Here is a 20333-nt window from a genome sequence, read left to right as displayed (position 1 = left end):
CCTGCACCTGGCGCGGCGGCAATCGGGCGTCGCCGAATGCGCGGTCCGATGATCGTTTCGACCTCAACCGAGGTGCACTTCGCTTCTCGAGCGATAACTGCGCTACAGAATCTTCCCGCAATGTCGGACATCCGCTGTAATGGCGCTGCGACCAAGCATTCCGGGGGCAGCATGCCGAACCGTATTCCGTCAAACGCCATATCCAATTTACCGTCGCCGACGGCTGCCGCGCAAACGAAACCGCGAAAGGCGCAAGCCGGCCAGAAACAGTTGCGTAAGGCCGGATCGGTCTTCAGTGGTTTGAAGCGGCGCGTATCTGCGTGCGTTCGCCCTGTGGTTACCCCGGCCAACGACGGGAACGCTTCGGCACCGTCACAGGCACCGGCACCCAGGCCGAGACTTGCGGCTGTCCCCGGCGTAGGCGTTACCCGGCTCCAGGAAAGCCTGGACCTTGACGCCAGGGTCGAGTTGCGTTTCCGCCGCGAGTCCGATGCGGGCGGCGCAACCTCCGCCGGCATCGAAGCCTTGCATGTCCCATTGCGCGACGTGGGCTTTGGCGCGGGTTTAATTGCCCACGCCCCGCAACAGAACGCCGATTCATCCGCCGCTTCCGCCAGGCATTCGGCCATCGCCCAACTGGACCAGGTGAAAGCGCACTTCCAGGCGCTCCTCCTAGGCAACTGGTCGCCCGGCCCAACCGATGACAAATATGACGCAGCGATCCTGCCCGCAATCGTCGCTGCGGAAAACGCCCGGTCCCCAGCGCTGAACCTGACGCTGCTGTCTCCCAAAGAGGATTTCGCCAGTTGGCTCAAGGCGACGCGCCCTGCCCGAGCCCGCGTCATGTTCCCAATGCCAGGCAACGACGCCCACTATGTGACGGCAGACATCCGCCGTATTGGAGGAAAGACTTCGGTCATCGTGATCGAACCACTGAGCCTTAAAGACAACGCCGACCTGAAGGACTCGACCCGCGAGAAATACGAAAAGCGGACGCTGCCCCTATTGAAAAAAGCGTTGAAATCGGACGTTACTCTGTCGGTGCTAACGGTCGACACGCAAAAATCCACGAACGACTGTCGCGTCTTTGCGCTATCGGCGGCAGCCAAGCTGGCTGACAACGCATCCCTGATCGACTCGCTGCACCGGCAAAACCTGTCCCGCCAGCCAATCAGGACAGCGCTCGGACAGGATGCGGAGGTGCTTGCGAGTACGCGTAAGGTTCGGGTGTTGGATGGCAAGGGCATACTGCCGCCGGCATTCGTCAAGCACTCGCAGTCCCGAACCACGTTGAGCAACTGGCTGAAGGCCAATCCGCCGGCGGTTGCTAACGCCGGCGTCAACAAGAAAGATCAATCGCTGGCGGATCGATTCGACGATCACCGAAAGACGCGGTATGACAAACCTGTGCACTCGCGCTTCATGCAGGACAATCTCCCGGACCTGGAAGTACAGGTCAGGAATTTGACGTTCAGCACCTCCATTGAGCAGAAGCGGCTTACTTACCTGGATCGCGCCATCGAATACTTAAGGCATGCGCCGGAAGGTGAGTGCTCGAGGCTGCTGGCCAGCATGGGCGACGTCAGTAACGATCCCCCAGGCCCGGCGAATCTACGACTGGACGACCGGGACTGGGGACCACATCCGGATTCGCTATAGGCGCAAGGTCCCGGTTGCCCTCGAACTGGCCTACTTCAAGGTGAAGGTTAGCGTTCCGTACCCAAGCTGGTCAAAGCCGCCGCTGTTGGGGCCGTAGTCACCCCCGCCGCCTTCCACGCGCACCTTCTTTGCGAAAGCTTCCACATCCAGTGCGCTCACGCCCTTGAGCACAACGTAGTGGTTGTACAGCAGCTCCCAGACCGGCCGCACATCGCCGCGAGATTTGTCGGAAATGGTCGTCTGCGTGACGTCGCTGTTGGTGTATGCGGTGTAGGGCACGTCGTGACCGAGGTTGTACCGGGCTGCGTACTCAGCGCCGAGCAGAAAGCGATTGTGGTCATAGCTGAACAGGTCGTCTCCCTGATTCCACGCCATCTGGCAGAACGTGCCGAGCAGCGCGATATCGAGCATCGTGTGGCCCTGGTCTCGTCCGCTCTCCTGCACCTGCCCGATTCCGCCATCGTAGATTTTCCACACGACATGGCCGATGGCACCGTTGCCGGCGCCGTGCCTGAAATACCCGGTGGCCTCGTCGTAGATGTCGCGGCGATCCGTGAGCACGCCGATCGCAAGCATCGAGTCCATGTTCGCGAGGTCCCAGTTCGCCCAGTAGTGGTCGATTTTCGCGCCGTTGTGGCGAACGAGGAAGTCGTGGTTCATCGGATAGAAGACCGTCAGCATCGTGGTCTTGAAGCGGTCGAAGTCGGCCGGGCGCCAGTCGGGAAAGTTGCGCAGGATCTCGGCGGCGTTCGCGAGCTGGTAGCCGTAAATTCCCGAGGCCAGGAACTTGTCCGAGGTGCCTTCGATTGCAGTCAGGGTCGATGACCAGGCATTCAGAATCTCAACCGCCTTTGCGGCGTACGCGTCGTCGCCGGAAATCTTCCATCGCAAGGCGAGCGCGTAGGCGGCTGCGGCATCGTTGAAGAGCGCGGCATAGTTCTCTGCATGGTGACCGTTCGCACCCCGATACACGATCGCCTGCGGATTGGGCGTCCAGTTCAGCGACGCGTGTCGGTTGGCGACGAGTTTCTGCCAGCCGGTGAGCCAGGGCTGATCGCCGTGCACGACCTTGACGCGCATCCGGTCGAAGTCCTTCTGGCTGTGAAGCAAGCCCGGATGCACGAAGGGATGAGCATCGTTTGCCAGCGCTTCCGGGTTGATGCCGGCGAAGAAGAACGCTGCGAGAATGCCGCAGCTGAAGCGCGCGACGCAGGCCGATCGCCGCCGAATAAAGTTCGAAGATTCCAACATAGCTCCAAAGAGGGGAGACGCTTTTCTGAAAGCCACCAATGGCGATTCATCATCCGATGCGTGCGAGCACGATCAACGTCAGGGTGACGATAATTGCGCCACCTATTCGCGTGGCAATCTGTGCAAACGGCATCAGTTGCATACGGTTGGCCGCCGTCAGGATGGCGACGTCGCCCGTCCCGCCCTGGCCGCTGTGACACGCGTTCACGATCGCCGTATCGATTGGGTACATCTTCAACTGACGACCAACCAGGAAGCCGGTTCCCATCAGGGTAGCCACCGTCGCCACGATGGTCACGACGTTGGCGAGGGTGAACGCAGCCATCAGTTTGTCCCACGGTGTCATCGCCACGCCGATCGCGAACAGCAGCGGATAGGTGACCGCCGTCGAGAAGAACTTGTAGACGACGAAGGCGCCCTCCTGCAATGGCGGCGACACCGCGCGCGCGAGCTTGACCAGCACCGCGAGAAACAGCATGGCGACCGGTGCGGGCAGCCCGAACAGGTTACGGCACATCAAGCCGAGCAGGTACAGCGTGATCGCGGTGATGCCCGCCGCCGCGATGTGGGAGACGTCAACATGTCCGCGTATTTCCTCCTGCACCGGGTCCATTTCGTCTTCCTCGCCGATCTGCAGACGTCCTTCGCCAGTCAGATGCGGAAAACGCTTTCCAACCCTGTCGAGCAAGCCCGAGAAGACGATCGCAGTGAGACTGCCTAGCATCACCGGCGGCAGGACCTGGGCGAACAACTCACCCTGCGGCAAATGAAGAATCTCCGAGTAGCCGACCGACAACGGGATCGCCCCTTCGCCGATGCCGCCCGCCATGATCGGCACCACGACATAAAAGAACGTATGATGCGCGCCGAGCCCGAGCGCCGTGCCGACCAGCGTCCCGACGATGCCAGCCGCGACCGAGCCCAGCGCGAGCGGGACGAAGATCTTGATGAAACCCTGGATCAGCACGCGCCGGTCCATGCTCAGAATGCTGCCCACGATGATCGACGCAATGAACAGATACAGGAAATTGGTCGATTTCGTGAAATCTGTCGTGAGCGTGAGGATCGGCCTGGGCAACAGGTGGTAGTAGCTCAGCGCGGACGGGATGAAGGTCGCGAAGATCGCGGCGGCGCCGATATTGCGCACGATCGGCAGACGCTTGCCGAGTTCCGCGCAAGTGAAGCCGAAGAAGGCCAATACTGCAATGGCCATCGAAATCTCACCGGGCACCTTGCCGGTGATCGCGAAGCCGGCGATCAGCGCGAGCAGGATCACGTAGACGGGCAACGGAATGATGCCGATCCGGTATTCCATCAGCTTCCACCAGCCCTCGGGCCAGAAGCGGGGCTTGACTGCGGGTTGTTGCGCCGGCGGGGGTGCGGGCGGTGAGGTGTGTGAGGTGGTTTGCACGAAGTGTCTGCTCGTGGTTGGAGGCCGGAGGCTGCATGGCAGCGAAGCTTCCCAATGCGCGCCGGCCTGTGATCGGATCAAGGGATTCTGCCGGTGGCTTCAGCGCTCATGCGACAAATCGTCGATAGATGCGAAGCTCACCTGGATATCACCGCGTGTCATGCGACCCGTATTGCAAATGAGTCATCGCGGGGCGTTGAGTCTCTGGCGGAAAGACATTCCAGCTACCGTTGTCGTGACGAAAAAAGAAGATCATGTGCGCCGTCTGCGACCCTGAGAGCGAGACGTGCACGTACCGCCTCGATCGTGCATCACCGTGTCGGATGACCCTGATGGAATTCGTCGCCGTACGTCCAACCCATTTGTCGATGACCGCACGTAGCGACATTCTGCGTTCGATCATCGCCAACTCCTGCGTCGATGAATGATGCGTGCCATGTCCATGTCTTCCGTCAGGTTCCCCCGCAAAACAGGATCGCAGCGCCGATGATTCCCGCGAGGAACACCCAGAAAAGCGTGCTGTCAACCCTCGCCGGACCGAAAAGCCTGACACAAAGAAGCCCGGCACTTCCAACGCCCCCGAGAAAGACCAGCAGGTCGCTACATGTACGAGCTACCACACCATCAAGCGTGGCAGCGTATTGCCCAAACGCGCACGCCTTCAACATCAGGCCACCCAGACAGACGCACGCGAGGACCGCAAATGGCCACCGCTCGATTTCGGCATCTTTCATCGCTGTATCCACACGTTGTGCTGATTGCAGGCCCGCGCCATGTTGAAACGGATTATAGAAACCGGATACCTTCCGCCAGCTTTCTGTGCTGCGGCGAAATCGTGGGTGTTAACCCGCAAATCCACCGAAAACTGCCGCAAACACCGAACGACCGACCTCGGTGAATCGAGAGCACTAATCCGATTTCCATCTTCACTCCGAACTATTCAGACGTCCGATCGTTGTCTGCCCCAACTGTGCGTGGAATATGTATACCAATGACTGTGCCCGTGCCGGCCGCACTGTCGATCGTCATCGTCCCGCCGATCAGGCGCGCGCGTTCCTGCATGCCGAGCAGGCCGTAGGAATTGCCGCTGTACGCCGTCGCCGGATCGAAACCGCGGCCGTTGTCGCTGACGCGGAGGTCGAGTGCCGCCGCGGTGCTGGTCAGCGTGACGTCGGCCCGCGTGGCACCCGCATGACGTAACACGTTGGTCAGCGAAGCCTGCACGATCCGGAACACCGCGGTCGCGCAGGCCTCAGGCAGCACCGGCTCGCCGCCATGGATGCGCAACTGGCACGGAATGCCGTTGCGCCGGCCGAAGTCCTCGGCCAGCCACTCGAGTGCCGAAACGATCCCGAAGTTCAGCGCCGCCGGCCGCAGATGGTTCGCGACGTTGCGGACCATCCAGATCGTTTTCTCGACGAGTTCGCGCATGTCGTCCGCCTTCCGTTTCGCTTCGTGGTCAGCACCGAGCCGCATCTTCAACAACGAAACATCCATCTTCAATGCGGTCAGCAACTGACCCAGTTCGTCGTGAATTTCCAGGGCGATGCGCTTGCGTTCTTCCTCCCGAATGGCCTCCATGTGCGCGGACAGCTCGCGTAACTGCTCGCGCGATTCGAACAGATACTGCTCGGTGCGCGTGCGTTCCTCGATCTCCTGCTGCATCCTTTCGTTGGCCTGCGTCAATGCTGCCGTGCGTTGCTGAACCGTGACTTCCAGCCGGTCGTGGGCACTGCGCAGCGCGCCCTGTGCCTCGAGCTTTTCTGTGACTGCGCGCCGACGCTGGATCGCATACAGGCAGTACAGCCCGGCGATCAGGAAGCCGCCGGTGACAAACGCGAGCGCGATGAGCTGCTGATGCCGCGCTCCGGCAACATCGAGCAGGACCATGATCGATTCGTCGGCTTGAGGCGCAGGTCGCGTCACCACCAGATAGCGCCTGTCGTGGTTGGGGTGGGTCCAGTCCGGAAAGCGTGCAAACCAGGCCGTGGAACTCCAGTCGCCAAGGCGGCGATGAGGCAGCGCCTGAACCGTGCGGCCCGCATACTGCCGCGATGCCTGGATCCGGCGCTGCTGCTCCGCCGTGACGGGCCGCAGCGCCATGAATTTCCACCCAGGCACCGTCGAAATCACGATTACGCCATTGCCGTCGACCACCATGGCCGCTTCAGCCGGCGTTCGCCATGCAGATTCGAGCGCATCGAGGCTGACCTTCACCGCCGTCACACCGATTGGCACTTTGCCGTCGCGCACCGCGCTCGCGAAATACAGACCAGGTATGCCCGTGTTGGTGCCGATGCCGAAAAACGGGCCCGAGCCGTGTGCCAGAGCGTCCTTGAAGTACGGCCGATACGATACGTTGGTGCCAATGAAGCTTACCGGCTGATTCCAGTTGCTCGCCGCAATGACCGACCCGTGCAGGTCGATGACGTCCACGGCGACGCTGCCGGCTTCGCGGTTCACTGCCTCAAGATAGGTATTGACGGTTTGCAGCAGATCCGCCGGTGCCGGGGGCACGGCGCTCAACAATGCCCGCACGCTTTCCTGCCGCGCAACGATCGCGGGCATCATCTCGTGCCTCACCAGTTCGCTGTGGAGATCGGTCGCGTACAAGGCGAGCCGGTGGGCACCGACCTCCGCCAGCCCGTCGATCGCGCGGTCCCACACGAATTCGACCGCGACCGCAGCGACGCCAAAGTACAGCGCCGCTGCGGCCGCCCACCCCCACAAGGGGATACCCCTAATCCTCATGCGCACGTTCGACCCCGGCTATCTTGAAGAAACGAACTTTTACATACATATGAGACTCGCCGCCATGCCGGAGTATGTCGTGGCTTCCTTCGCCGGCGGCCATAACGTTCCGTCCAATCCGCGCTTCGCGCCCGCGCCGATACGTCAGACTTCCCTCCAATGACAGTCAGGGTGGTGGAACATGGTACGAGTGACAGCCGGGAAAAGTGTTGGAGAACCCTCATCTCCAGTCGATGAAGCGGACGGCAATTCAGCTGCCCGATCACTGCGTCGGCCAGGCCGCCTCGCGCGCGTCCCCGGCCTTGAAGGAGCTTTGGGTCATTTCCCGGACAACTTTGTGTCGTTTGACACCTGCCGACGACCACCGCCGAGGCCTCCGCCGTCACCAGCTCGCGCGTGTCGACGTCGAAGACGCTCGGAGTGGTTGAACTGACGCTGTATAGCCGGGTGAAAGCTGGCCGGGAAGGCCAGTTCAGCGCTGTGTTCGCGGACATCTCTATTTTTTCTATGTGTATCCGCGAACTTCGCAAGCGTGTCGTTACCAGGCCCAGCGCGCGCCGACATTCCCGGTGACCGTGCGCTGGTGCTCCCCGCCGAGATTCGTGCCGACGCTGACCGTCGCAAACGCACTGCCGTGCTTCGTCAGCTTCGCCACCAGCCCCGCGTCGATCTGCGCCGTCGTCTGACCAACCGACGTGCTGATCGGCGTCACGCCGCCGAACGTCGCCTTATCGCTGCTGCCGAACGAGCGCAGCACGTTGACCCGCAGATAAGGCTGCCAGGTCACGCGTGCCGCCTCATAAACGCCGGCGAGCCGCACGCCGAGACGGCCAACCGCCGTATTGCCGTTGCTGAACGTCACGTTCGAGATCCCGTCGTTCAGGTCCCTGATGCTCTGGTGTCGCCAGATCAGCTGGGCTTGCGGCTCGAGCGTCAGCGAGTGGCCGATCGCAAACGGCAAACCGCCTTCAATCGAGCCGGTCACCGCGCTTCCGTGCGCCGTCGCGCCAATCCCGTCCCGCGATGACGAATCGGCCACCAGCGAGCTGCCTGCAATCACCGCATCGGCGTACCACCCGCTCGGCCCGATGTGAGTCCAGTAACCGCCGATGCTGTAGTCGCTGATCGCAAGATGGCCGACCGCGGCGTCCGGCACGCCGACAGCGTAGCCGCTGACATCACCCGTGGCCCGGCCAAAGCCGAGGAAGAACCCATAGTGGTTGCGGTGACCGCTCGCCGTCGTGTTCGCGTAGATGTCTTGACCGACCTGCGCTCCCGTCATCGAGCCGGAAAACTCCGGCGCGACGTCGCCGCTTTGCGACAGCGTGCTGTGTCCGCCCCATACGCGTCCCCACGCCGCCGGCAGTTTGCCGTTTTCGTCGAGCAGCGACTGCTCGCCCTGGCGCTGATGGAAGTTGTCGATCTGCATCATGCCGAGCTGGCGAGCAACGGCAGGAAGCTCCGCGTAAAGGGCAACTTCAGGACGATAGAGCGTGATTGGATCAGCACCCGCAGCGGGCAGCGCGGGCGTGCCCGGCGCGGGTGTGCTGGTGACGGGTGCCGTGCCGCTGCTACTGCTACCGCTGCCGTTCGTGTCCGCCGGCGCGCTCTGCGCCGCGATCACAGTATTGCGCAGGTACCAGCTCTGCGACGTGCCGGCCGTCACGCCGCCTTTGGCGAGGTAGTACTCGTAGGCGCCTGCTTTCATCGTCCCGCCTGCGAGCGAAAACGCGCCGGCATCGGTGGTGGCGCCATTCGTCGCGTCGACGACCTGGATCCCGTTCGACGTAATCGCGGCACCCTGGCCGCCGACGTTCGTCACCTTCAGTGTGGTCGTGCCCGTTGCCGAGCCGCCGTTCACCACCAGCCTGTCCGAAGCCGCGTTGTCGCCTGCAAGAACGGTATTCAGTGCAATCGTCCCGTTGTTCCCGACGTAGCTATTGACGACCAGCGCATTGCCGGCGCTTTGGCCGCCGCCGATCTGCACGAGGTTCGCGTTGGTCAGCTGGCCGTTGATCGTGAAATTCCCGTGGGCGCCGCCGGCAAACTGCGCCAGCGCATTCGCAACCGCGAGCGTGCCGTTGTTGGTGACGTCGCCGTTGACGCTGCCGTAGCCGCCGAGCGTCGCTCCCGCAGCCACGCCCGTCGCGCCGGTAATCGACGCGGCGGACGTGGACGCGTCGCCGACCGCGAGCGTGCCGGCGCTCACCGTCGTGCCGCCCGACCACGTATTCGTCCCATCGAGCACCAGCGTACCCGAACCCACCTTGGTCAATGCACCGGTACCGGTGACGTTCTGCGTGATGGTCGACTGGAAAGCCTGCGTATCGATCGTGCCGCCGCCTGCCGCGATTGAGATCGCACGCGTGCCGGCCGGATCGAAGCTGCTGCCGAACTGCAGCGTGCCGCCATCGAAGGTCACGCTACCGGTAGCGCCGCCAAGCGCATTATCGGCGGCCACTGCCAGGACACCCTGTTTCAGCACCGTACCGCCGGTGTACGTATTACCGCCCAACGCAGTCGGTGCAAGCGTCAACGTGCCACTCCCGTCTTTCTCGACGACGCCCGTCCCGCTGATCAGCCCGGCATACGTCCCGTCGACATTCTGTTCGAATTGCACGAGACCGTTGTTCGTGACCGTCGACGGCAGGCTTTGCGCGCTCGCCTGCAGCGTGCCAGGCTGATCGACCGTCACGCTGCCGGTATGCTGCGCGCCGCTGCCGTTGAGCACGAGCGTGCCCTGCTGCACCTCCGCGGCGATCGGACCAATGAGCGAGCCGTCGATCGTCAGCGTGCCGGAGCCGGTCTTGAAGAACGATCCCGTGCCCGTCACGTCCTGCACGATCGTCGACTGGAAGCCCTGCGTATCGATCGTGCCGCCGCCCGCGGCCACCGACAACGCGCGCGTACTCGCGAGGTCGAAACTGCTGCCGATCTGCAGCGTTCCGCCGTCGAACGTCACCCCGCCTGCCGTGCCGCCGAGCGCGTTGTCCGCGGACACCGAGAGTACGCCCTGCTTCAGCACGGTGCCCCCTGTATAGGTATTGCCGCCCGCCGCGGTCGGCGCAAGCGTGAGCGTGCCGGCGCCGTCTTTCTCCACCGAACCGGTGCCGCTAATGAGCCCCGTATAGCTGCCGCTGGTGGTTTGCGCAAACCGCACAAGGCCGTTATCAACAATCGCGCCCGGCAGGCTTTGCGACGAACCCTGGAGGATGCCTGCCTGATCAACGAGCATCGTGCCTGTGTATGCCGTGTTGTTGCCGGTCAGCGCGAGTGTTCCCTGCTGCACCTCGGCCGACGTCACCCCCATCGCGCCGATCGAACCGGTGATCGTCCAGGTGCCGCCGTCTTGCTTTTGCAGCGTCTGGAAATTCGTGATGCCGGTCGGCAGCGTGCCGGTACCGGTGCCGTTCAGGGTCAACAGGTTGTGGCCGCCGCCTCCGTTGATGCTTCCGCTCACTGATGAACCGGTGTAAAGCCGCAAAGTATCGTTGCCGCCGGCGAAAACCAGATTGCCGATCACCTGTCCGCGGTTGGTAAAGTCCACCGCGCCGTTGCCGGAGGCCCCCATCACATTTCCCGGCGCCTCGATCACACCGGTCGCATTGTTCATGACGGTATTCGAGCCCGACGCGTTCTGGAACCAGATGGCGGCGCTATGCACACCCTGAATCGTGCCGTTGTTGATGATGGTATTGCCCGTGCCCTCCGGATTGACGGCTTCGGCATCCCCTTCCGTTCCGCCCGAGATGACGCTCGCGCCCTGCTCCACCGTCAGCGTGCTGTTGTTGCGGAAGTCGATCGTGTTGGCGCCGGTGCCGTAGGTGCCGGTGCCGCTCACCGCGGTGTTTTTCACTTGCGCACCCGACTGGACGACGATGGTGGCGTTATCGGCAAGCGCGACCGCTGTCACATCGCCGACCACGACCTGTGCGTTCGGTCCTATCGTCACGGTTGCGCCGGAAGCGGTGGTGGGGCCAGTCCCGATCGTGCTTGTCCAGGGCGACGGAGCACTCGTGTCGCACGTCGTCGTATTACTCGATGTCGTGCAGTTCGCATAAGACAAGGAAGGAATCGCCGCGATATACGCCAGTGCCGCAAGACAGGTTGCGCTTTGCCGCGGAATACTGTTGCGTCTCAATTTACTGCGCTTGACCGATTGCGCGAGCGGATCGACACGGAACTGGCTGTTCATGAACTTGTTGGACATATATTTCTCCATAATCTAATTCAATTAATTAGTTATGCTACATATATAATCTGGCAAACAGAATCCCAGAATATGGGAGTTAATTGACGCCCCGCGAGCTTGCAAGCCGCATGCACCATTGTGGCGCCGGCGGAACATCCGGTTATTCCGAAACGAGTATTTCCCCCAGACAATCGATATGCGCCACCTCGCCATTACCTACCAGCGGAAGCCGAAGATTGCCTGTCTGGCAGTTCCAGTGGAACCGCCTGATGCCTTGTATTTCATATTTTTATGCAGCCAGAACCGATGACATTGCAACCGAATCGACGGCACGTCGCGAATAATATATAAGCCGTTAGAAAAAACTATTAACAAATGTTAAACCGACGATCCGGTTAAATCCGGAGGCCGTGCAATACAAATGTCAACCTTGTGTATTAAAATCGTCAATCGCCAGCTCACGGCGCGTTCAATGCCGACGAAACCTGGTTGGACAACGGCTTCCGAAACGCGAAGTAAACATGTCAACTGCGCCGAGTTGCTTGCCAGCGAATACCGCGAAGGCGCAGACGCCCGCGCTGGAGAGCGGAGCCAGTTCCCGGCGGGCGCACGCCGGCCAGTTGCTGTCGATCAACATGGCGGTCCAAACAGTCGACAATCGCTGTGTCAGTAATCGCCACTGGATACTCCCGCGCACGATAACCAAAGTTAGGCATGCCCGTCCGGGGGTGTCCTCGTGACGATTTTTTCAATCATGGGGTGCGTATGTTTCTCGACCGGATCTTATTGGGGAAATTATTTGTTCCGCATATAGCGAAAAATCCATCACGGCCCAAACTGCTGGCTTGCAATATGAAACCCGCTGATCCACATATTTCAGCCTGGAAATCGGCGGCGAAGCTTATTTATCAACGCGCCCCTGTGTGACGGTAACCGCTGCCCAGCAGCTGTACCTGCCATCAGCGCCTCGGCCTCCTCGCGAAACAATGCTGGCTGCTGCCGTGATGCGTATCGGCGCAACCGTGGGGCGAGTAGCGCCCGCACTTCTGATAACGGTTAATGCTTCTCTCCCGGCTCCTGCCTTTTTATTTTTTTGCCTTACTTTTAGGGTGGCATACTTGGCTCACTTGCGGCTGAGTTAAAACAGGCGTCAGCTTGCGCAAGCCAGGCATTCTTATAGCTATAAGTCTAAGAGGATGTGCCGAAATGAACAGTTTCGATACAGCAATCCAGACTTTGCTGACACACATCGCTTTTAGCTCCGACACGATTAACCACGCGATAAGGGTACCGAATTACGTTATTACCCCGCGTGTCTCGAGCAGGGCTTCCATGCCGCGTGGTTTCAATGGCGATTCATCGAACGCTGCCCGATACACAAGCGTCGTCTGCGCAGCGGATGTCAGCGATGCGCAGCCGGCATCCCGTACGCCCTTAATCGCGATATGGCCGTCCATCCGCTGTCGTGCACCCGCTGCGATACGTGCTGGTTGCCCGTACTAGATCGACCGGCAGGACGATGCACGCCGATCATTGGACAGGCTGCCCGGGTCCTACGGAGGTGGCAGCTTTATGTTGCCGACAGCGTGACGCCTATGACTGCGCCCACGGATCGACTCCGTGATCCAACCACTGGTAGGTTTGTTGCCCAGGCGCCGCCCTGGCTGAACGGGCGTGCGGCCCATCTGGCCAGCCATGTCCGGCTATTGAACCGGCTCTACGACGTTCCGCCGCCTTCCTCGCTAGAGTTGCTCGGCAGGCGCTCCACTCCCTCGGCCGCTGCATGCTCAACTCGCCTTAACATGACGGCCGACGATGATTACCGGGAAACCAACGAATCGCCCTACATCCAGATCGACTGGCCGCATTTCGGGATGGACTTTCGCGAGTATGAGCACACGGTGGAGCGTGTTGGACACGATCTCTTCGGTGACGTGTTCCGCCACGTCCGTACCTCCGCGCTCTTGGCGCAGCCAGTTCACAAATTCGTGGTCTCGGCACAAGATCTCGCCAGCGCTCGGCTGGTCGATGAGTTGGTACGGTTTCTCGCGCGCATGTGCGCCAAGGGCTCGGTTATCCATGCCGGCCGTCGGTCTGGCCGGATGGCTTGCCCACGTGCCCCACCGGCCCGCCAATGTACCGCTTCGCGCCTGGCGCGACCAGGTGAACAGCTGGCTCTCGGAAGACCTCCTGACGTCAGCCTGGTTATGGTCACGCATCGCCCTCTTCATGCGTGCCCGAGGCAAATATCTGCTGAACGCGCGGCTCGCACGCCCTTGCGAGTTGGCGGCGCTCCGGGGAAACGCGAGCATGCCTCTTGATGGCGGAATCGGCTATCCGCGTTGACGGCGAAATCAGACGGCAATCCTGATAGGGGTTGCATCTTTACGTCAATTGCTCGTTAAATGACTGATGCAGAATGAGTTTTTGATGCAGCACAGCGCTTTACGCATCGAGGTTGCAACTTTAGTAGTAAATTTGTCCCAACTTTACTTCGTTTGACAGCCGCTGATCCCGCTCGATGACATGACGCCCGCTGAACTGGAGGCGTTCTTGGCAACTCTCGCCCATGACGACGGCGCCGCCGCGCGCGGCCATCTGGCCAGGGGCAACCCCATCTATTGCACGACAGAGAACACGCCCGCCGGCCTCGTCGAGAAGCACTACCCGGGCGGACGGCGCCAGCTCGTCCGCTTCGACCGGAACGGGGAGCACGTCATGGGGGACGACGTGCAATCCGAAGCCGGTACACCAACCTCCTAGACATGGCCGGTCGACCGATTAGCTAGGCACTTTCTCCTCCGCCAACGCGGCAATTAATTGATGAACTTTCCTTGTAGACAGATAGTTCAACTGACAATCCAAGGTGGGCTATTTCGGCCAAAAAGAAATTTGGGAATTCATATGATGAAGCAAATATATCTATTGGGACGGTCACACCAATATCGAGCACAACGCCATCTAGGTCGGATCGACTCTTAACATTTAATAACAAATCCTCATTTTCCTTCAGAAAATTCATCATCTTTGTGAGCAAGCTTGAAAAGCCAAGATCCTCCAAAGGAACAACCTCATAGTGAAGGCAATTGGTTTTTGATCGACCAACGCCGTCCCGATCAACTCGATACGGTTGCACTCGCGCGAGCGAGGACACCCCGGAAATATCCATTTTCTTTCCATACACGCGAAGAACAGCTTCCATATTTTCACCTATGCTCGCTAGCGACACTGACCGCCACCATTGCCACCATCTGGCCCCGGTTTGCCTTGGTTAAGCCAATCTTTGTATAGCTCTCTTGCATCATCCTTTCCCAAATCCGGATCTCCAGGTTGTTTATATTGTCTGTGATACCAGTTCCAAAAAGGTTTAGGAATTCCATAAGTTTGGTCTGTTTTTGTTTTTCCCTCGGGATCGACGAGGTGTTCACCCGCACCGACAGTCTCGGCGCGAGAACCCTGGTGACCGATGCGCTGGGCAGCACGGTGGCGCTCACCGACGGCAGCGGCGCGGTGAAGACGAACTACGCGTACGAGCCGTACGGCAACACCACCGCGAGCGGCGAGGCCAACAGCAACGCCTCCCAGTACACCGGGCGCGAGAACGATGGCTCCGGTCTGTACTACTATCGCAACCGCTACTACAGTCCGGCAACCGCTCGGTTCATCAGCCAGGACCCCATCGGGCTGGCCGGCGGAGTTAATCTATATGCCTACGTGGACGGAAATCCAATCAGTCTGATTGACCCAACGGGTGAATTTGGCATCCCTGGTGCAATTGCTGGCGGAATTATCGGAGGCATCAGCGGTGGCATGGGTGCAGCAGCCACGGGCGGGAGCGTTTGGCGTGGCGCATTGTTCGGCGCAGCTACGGGCGCGCTTGTTGGCGGTACTGGCGCATGGATTGGTGCGTCTCTGCCGGGGCAGATGGCACTGCGCGCGGCAGCGGGGGGTATCTCGAACCTGCTTGGTCAAATGCAAGGCATCGGTGATCCCTGCTTTAAGGGCCTCAACGGCGGTGCTGTTGCAGGATCGATTGTCGGTGGAGCACTTGGTGGCGTCTTGGCTCCAGGTGCCTGGGGAACTAGCTTCCCAGGTTCAGTTGCCAGTCAGGTTGGTCAGCGTGCCCTCGCTGGAATTCCTGGCGCTGGTGTCTCTGGAACGGTGGGGCTAGTTGGGAATCAACTGGGCAAGTGAGCAATGCGAAGTGAGGCTGCAAATGAAACCCGAGTACCGCTCAAACATATACGCATTCATGGGTCTAGCATCCATCCTGCTGGGTAGCTACGCATTGGAGCAAGCTTTAGCGTACTTTGGCATGACTGGTGATTCAGTTGGAGGGGCCGCTTTTGGGTTCGCGGGAATTAGTCTATTGGTTGTTGCCGTTGCTCACTTCTACATGGCTGCCGGATACAGATTTGGCCGCCTTGAAGCAGTCGAAGGAAGTCTAGACAGTGCGACCTTGAGAACAAAGTCAGGCGTGGTTGCTAAAACCGTTAGAATTAGATTACTGCGAACGCCGGATGCAAAAAATTCGAATTCGGCGCCAGGTAATCGCTACGTTTTCTTCATTAGTGATTGGCGACCGTGGGTTTGCCCAGAGTCCAAGTTCTTGAGGGATTGAACTTGGGATTCCCCCGGGACATTTACGGGTTGTGTCGCGATAAGGCGGGCGGGACGAGAAAGTCCAGATATGATTAGGAATGCTTACATAGCCAGCGAATAGAATTGCTCCGCTGCGGTTTTGGCGAAACCATTATCGTGCATCTGCCCCTTGCCTACGGGTGGGATTCGCGCGGCCGGCTCGCCTCGCTTGCCGGGGCCGCCACAGCAGGCTTTGCCTACGACGCCGCGGGGCGGCGAAACGGCCGCACGGTGAACGGCACGGCGACGAACTTCCTCTACGACGGCGCCAGTGCGGTGCAGGAACTGGCCGGCGCCACGCCCACCGCGAACCTGCTGACGGGCCTCGGGATCGACGAGGTGTTCACCCGCACCGACAGTCTCGGCGCGAGAACCTTCGTGACCGATGCGCTGGGCAGCACGGTGGCGCTCACCGACGGCAGCGGCGCGGTGAAGACGAACTACGCGTACGAGCCGTACGGCAACACGACCGCGAGCGGCGAGGCCAATGCCAGCACCGTGCAGTACACCGGGCGCGAGAACGATGCCACCGGTCTGTACTACTACCGCAATCGCTACTACAGTCCAACCACAGCACGCTTCATCATTGAAGACCCAATCGGGCTGGCAGGCGGCGTTAATCTGTATGCCTATGTCGGTGGAAATCCGGTCTCGTTCACCGATCCGGCTGGGTTGCAGGCGTTGCCTTTCCCCATTACGCCAGTTCCAGGAGTGCCGGGTGGCGGCCCTGGGGCGGGTGGTGTTCCGAAGTGGTTTGCCGATTTAGTGATCGGAGTTACGTCGGCCAAGCCGCCCGCAAATGCTTATGACCCGACCGGGCCAAAGGCGCCTGGCAAGCCCGGAGATGCGGAAGGCTTCTGCTCATCTAAGGGCGGTGATGATTGGGTCAAAAATCCGAACGGGAGAGGGAATGGTTGGCGCGACGCTGATGGCAACGTGTGGGTGCCGACGGGGCCATACGACCCAAGTAGAGGTCACGCACACGGTGGCCCTCGCTGGGACGTCCAGAAGCCCGTTGGTGGATACGACAACGTCTACCCCGGTGGGTACCGTCGATAGTTTCGAGGCTTCGAATGATGCAACTTGAAATCAACCTGTGCACCTTTTATTCGATGGGTGACGAGCGGCGATTCTTCCAGGGGCTAAGGGAGATAGCGGCGATCAAGCACATCCAAGGGGTGGGAAGGGGACTGAAGATGGATATCGACATACGCTCTCTAAATAAGGAAGCCGTATGGGATTTGATCGCGCTACTTTGGCGATATGGGATCCCGCTTACTCCCCTACGGGAACTGGCGACTAGGAAGCGATTTGCGTGGTTAGAAGACGAGCAGTTCTATTGGCACAAGAGCATGTTTGAGGTAAGCGGTGCGCCACGACCGTCTATGCGTAGCTGAACGGCCCGGCTATTTTGGTGCCCACCAAATCACATTGCGGACACCAAAGTGGACGACGTATTGAGTGGGCGTGGCAACAGCGGGCCGTACAAGCGGCCGAACTTCCCGATGGAGTTCAAGCGACAACTGGCAGAGCAGTCCTTCGAACCCGGCGCGTCGGTTGCGTTGATCGCCCGCCAGAACGACATCAACGCCAATCTGCTGTTCAAGTGGCGCCGTCAATATCTCCAGGGTGCCTATGGTTTGCCGACGGTGCAAGCAAACGCGGCGCCTATATCGCAGCAGGAAACGCAAACACCGTTGTTGCCCGTGACGGTTATCGACGATGTTGCGAAGCCGCTTTCTGTACCACCGGCATCGACCGCGACGACTGACGGTGGGGTCTGCGAGGTCGAGTTCGACCACGCGCGCCTGCGGATCAGCGGAGAGGTCTCGCCGTCCGTGTTGCGCCTGCTGATACGCGAACTCTCCCGTACGCCGGGCGACGCGCGATGATAGGCCTTCCTGCAGGTACTCGAATCTGGATCGCTGCGGGTGTGACAGACATGCGCAACGGGTTTCAGGGTCTGGCAGCGAAGGTCGAAGCCGTTCTCCAGGAAAGTCCGTTCTCCGGGAACGTCTTCGTGTTCCGGGGCAAGCGCGGTAACGTCATCAAGATTTTATGGTCCACAGGCGACGGCCTGTGCCTGCTGTCCAAGCGGCTCGAACGCGGCCGCTTCGTCTGGCCAAAGGCTGATAGCGGCAAGATTCATCTGACGCAGGCCCAGTTATCGATGCTGCTCGAGGGCATCAACTGGAAACAGCCGGAGCGCACCTGGCCGCCAATGTCGGTGTTGTAAACGCATTGGCATGTGCGTAAACTGCGCGCATGCCACGCACTCCGGAATCACTGCCCGACGACATCGAGGCCTTGAAGGCCTTGCTGGCGGCACGCGACGCGGAACTCGCCGCACGTGATGGCGTGGTGCAGCAATTGCGCGATCGGGTCTCGACGCTTGAGCAGGCGCTGAGCATCCGGAGCCTCGAGATCGAGCAGCTCAAACTTCAGATTGCCCGGCTGCGGCGAATGCAGTTCGGCCGCAAGTCGGAGAAGCTGGATCGCCAGATCGAGCAGCTCGAGACCCGGCTGGAAGACCTGATGGCGGAGGAAGGCGCGGCACAGGAAGACTCGCAGCCGGAAGAGAACCCCGTCGTACGCCAGAAACCGGCCCGGCAACCACTACCCGATCACCTGACACGGGAGGATCGCGTTCTCGATCCCGTCGAGTCAGCGTGTCCGGCATGTGGCGGCGAACTGAAACCTCTGGGCGAAGATATCGCCGAGCAACTCGATATCATCAACAGCGCATTCAGGGTCATCCGCACCATTCGCCGCAAGAAGGCCTGTACACGCTGCGACTGCATTGTTCAACCGGCTGCGCCGAGCCGACCGATCGAGCGGGGCTTTGCCAGTCCGGCGCTGCTCGCGCGCATTCTGGTTTCCAAATACGCAGAGCACCAGCCCCTGTACCGGCAAGCAGTGATCTATGCCCGGCAGGGTGTTGAACTGGAGCGCTCGACGATGGCACGCTGGGTAGGCGCCTGCGGCGCGCTCGTCGATCCGCTGGTCAGCGCACTGCGCCGGTACGTGTTCGCCGCGTACAAGATCCACGCAGACGATACCCCGGTATCGGTTCTCGAACCGGGCAACGGCAAGACTAAAACAGGCCGGCTGTGGGCTTACGTGCGCGATGACCGGAATTCAGCATCGTTGGACCCACCCGCAGTCTGGTTTGCCTATACGCCAAACCGTCAGGGCCAGCACCCGCAGCGGCATCTCGCCGGATTCAAGGGCGTACTGCAGGCCGACGCCTACGCTGGATTCAACGAAATCTACATCAATGGCACCGTGCGTGAGGCGGCCTGTATGGCCCATGCCAGAAGAAAGGTGCATGAGCTGCATGATCGCCGCCGTACAGCGACAACCACCGAGGCGCTGCGCCGCATCGGCGAACTGTACGCCATTGAAGCCGCCATCAGAGGTCAGCCAGCTGCAGTACGCCAGCGTGTGCGACAGGAGCAGGCACGGCCGTTACTCGACGACTTCGGGCGGTGGTTGCGGGATCGCCTGTTGACCCTCTCGCTGCAGTCGGAAACGGCGAAGGCAATCAACTACTTCCTGAACCAGTGGCAAGCACTCATCTATTACTGCGACGACGGCGTGGTAGAGATCGACAATAACATCGTGGAAAACGCACTGCGAACCGTCAGCCTGGGACGCAAGAATTTTTTATTTATGGGCGCCGACAGCGGCGGCGAGCGTGCTGCGTCGATGTACTCCCTCATCGGCACCTGCAAGCTCGGCGGCATCGATCCCGAGGCATATCTGCGTCACGTCCTCACCCACATCGCAGACCATCCGATTAACCGGGTTGATGAGCTGTTGCCGTGGCGTGTCGCCGCTTCGCTGCATCCGGCGTCAACCTGACGTAGTCACGCGCCGCACATCGCTGTCAACCACGGCCGTGATGCACCGCTTACTGTTTGAGAAGTCTCTTGCGGAGTGAACTTAACCAGGCGTAGCTGGTACAGCGCTGGGCTTTGGTGCAAATAGGTGAACTGGCCGAGACGTTTCCTATAGGTATGGATACCTTATTGATCGAACAGGACAGCATTCCGGACGGCGGGCTCAGTGGTATCTTTGAGCCCGGGAATGGAGAGATTGAACTGCCCCTTGCGAATGCGATGCATCAACTCGATTCCCGAAATCGTGGTCGCGGGGCTCCTGAATCGTTTAAAGCCGAGCATCAGGTTAGTTCTCGACTTGATGTTTCGATGGTCCTGTTCGATCAGATTGTTCAGATACTTCGAGAACCGGACCTTCGTGTCCGCAGGCAGCAGCCCATCGGCCTTCATCTCACGCATCGCCCGGTGCGAGGCGCCATACCCATCGAGCGTGATCGTCTCAGGCGGCTGGCCCTGATGTTTAATCGCCTTTCTGAAAAACGGGTAGCTTCAGAATTCGGAAAAAATTGCACGTTAAGCCGCCTCA

At 60.4% G+C, this 20333-nt stretch carries 15 protein-coding genes and 1 pseudogene; 8 read left to right on the top strand and 8 right to left on the bottom strand.

Translation table 11 applies throughout. The annotated features are described in order from the left end of the window. Positions 1-48 precede the first annotated feature (48 nt). Positions 49-1659: a YopJ family acetyltransferase gene (locus tag AC3WOG_RS27720; protein WP_492581039.1), complete on the top strand. Its 1611-nt coding sequence runs from the start codon at positions 49-51 to the stop codon at positions 1657-1659. Between the two features lie 30 nt (positions 1660-1689). Here AC3WOG_RS27720 and AC3WOG_RS27715 read toward each other — a convergent pair whose 3' ends face one another. From AC3WOG_RS27715 to AC3WOG_RS27690, 6 genes are all read right to left on the bottom strand, one after another. Continuing rightward, complete coding sequence (locus AC3WOG_RS27715) at positions 1690-2910, bottom strand: alginate lyase family protein (protein ID WP_492581038.1); 1221 nt, start codon at positions 2908-2910, stop codon at positions 1690-1692. Between the two features lie 49 nt (positions 2911-2959). Further along, a complete protein-coding gene (locus tag AC3WOG_RS27710) occupies positions 2960-4321 on the bottom strand; it encodes a 2-hydroxycarboxylate transporter family protein (RefSeq protein WP_492581037.1) in 1362 nt (453 codons plus the stop codon). A 452-nt stretch (positions 4322-4773) separates the two neighbouring features. Further along, the gene (locus tag AC3WOG_RS27705) at positions 4774-5055 is read right to left on the bottom strand and encodes a hypothetical protein (RefSeq protein ID WP_492581036.1); all 282 of its coding nucleotides are present in this window, start codon (positions 5053-5055) and stop codon (positions 4774-4776) included. 202 nt (positions 5056-5257) lie between these two features. Continuing rightward, positions 5258-7072 (bottom strand): histidine kinase, encoded by a 1815-nt coding sequence (locus AC3WOG_RS27700; protein ID WP_492581035.1) that lies wholly within the window; start codon positions 7070-7072, stop codon positions 5258-5260. A 538-nt stretch (positions 7073-7610) separates the two neighbouring features. Further along, positions 7611-11282, bottom strand: coding sequence for an autotransporter outer membrane beta-barrel domain-containing protein (locus AC3WOG_RS27695; protein ID WP_492581034.1), 3672 nt, complete (start codon positions 11280-11282; stop codon positions 7611-7613). Positions 11283-13051: 1769 nt separating this feature from the next. After that, complete coding sequence (locus AC3WOG_RS27690) at positions 13052-13483, bottom strand: hypothetical protein (protein WP_492581033.1); 432 nt, start codon at positions 13481-13483, stop codon at positions 13052-13054. Positions 13484-13817: 334 nt separating this feature from the next. Between AC3WOG_RS27690 and AC3WOG_RS27685 the strand changes: the two genes are divergently transcribed. Further along, positions 13818-14027: a hypothetical protein gene (locus AC3WOG_RS27685; protein ID WP_492581032.1), complete on the top strand. Its 210-nt coding sequence runs from the start codon at positions 13818-13820 to the stop codon at positions 14025-14027. A 22-nt stretch (positions 14028-14049) separates the two neighbouring features. Here the strand turns inward: AC3WOG_RS27685 and AC3WOG_RS27680 are convergent, their stop codons facing one another. After that, on the bottom strand, positions 14050-14466 hold the full coding sequence (locus AC3WOG_RS27680; protein WP_492581031.1) for a hypothetical protein: 417 nt from the start codon (positions 14464-14466) through the stop codon (positions 14050-14052). Positions 14467-14684: 218 nt separating this feature from the next. Here AC3WOG_RS27680 and AC3WOG_RS27675 point away from each other — a divergent pair, with 218 nt between their 5' ends. The 6 genes from AC3WOG_RS27675 to tnpC all read left to right on the top strand — a co-directional run bounded on the left by AC3WOG_RS27675 (position 14685) and on the right by tnpC (position 19769). Beyond that, positions 14685-15458, top strand: coding sequence for an RHS repeat-associated core domain-containing protein (locus AC3WOG_RS27675; RefSeq protein ID WP_492581030.1), 774 nt, complete (start codon positions 14685-14687; stop codon positions 15456-15458). 564 nt (positions 15459-16022) lie between these two features. After that, on the top strand, positions 16023-16964 hold the full coding sequence (locus AC3WOG_RS27670; RefSeq protein WP_492581029.1) for an RHS repeat-associated core domain-containing protein: 942 nt from the start codon (positions 16023-16025) through the stop codon (positions 16962-16964). A gap of 14 nt (positions 16965-16978) precedes the next feature. Continuing rightward, entirely contained in the window at positions 16979-17302 is a 324-nt protein-coding gene (locus tag AC3WOG_RS27665) for a hypothetical protein (RefSeq protein ID WP_492581028.1), read from the top strand. Positions 17303-17350: 48 nt separating this feature from the next. Continuing rightward, a complete protein-coding gene (tnpA, locus tag AC3WOG_RS27660) occupies positions 17351-17797 on the top strand; it encodes an IS66-like element accessory protein TnpA (protein WP_492581027.1) in 447 nt (148 codons plus the stop codon). Next, complete coding sequence (gene tnpB / locus AC3WOG_RS27655; RefSeq protein WP_134965756.1) at positions 17794-18141, top strand: IS66 family insertion sequence element accessory protein TnpB; 348 nt, start codon at positions 17794-17796, stop codon at positions 18139-18141. Before tnpA ends, tnpB begins: the two co-directional genes overlap by 4 nt. 29 nt (positions 18142-18170) lie before the next feature. Beyond that, on the top strand, positions 18171-19769 hold the full coding sequence (gene tnpC / locus AC3WOG_RS27650; RefSeq protein WP_492581026.1) for an IS66 family transposase: 1599 nt from the start codon (positions 18171-18173) through the stop codon (positions 19767-19769). Between the two features lie 164 nt (positions 19770-19933). On the opposite strand, the pseudogene AC3WOG_RS27645 reads toward tnpC, so the two are convergent. Continuing rightward, positions 19934-20287, bottom strand: a pseudogene (locus AC3WOG_RS27645) (DDE-type integrase/transposase/recombinase); the annotation flags it as partial. Positions 20288-20333: the final 46 nt, after the last annotated feature.

Source organism: Paraburkholderia sp. FW306-02-B (genome assembly GCF_058782725.1).
This window is presented reverse-complemented; position numbering and strand designations above follow the sequence as displayed.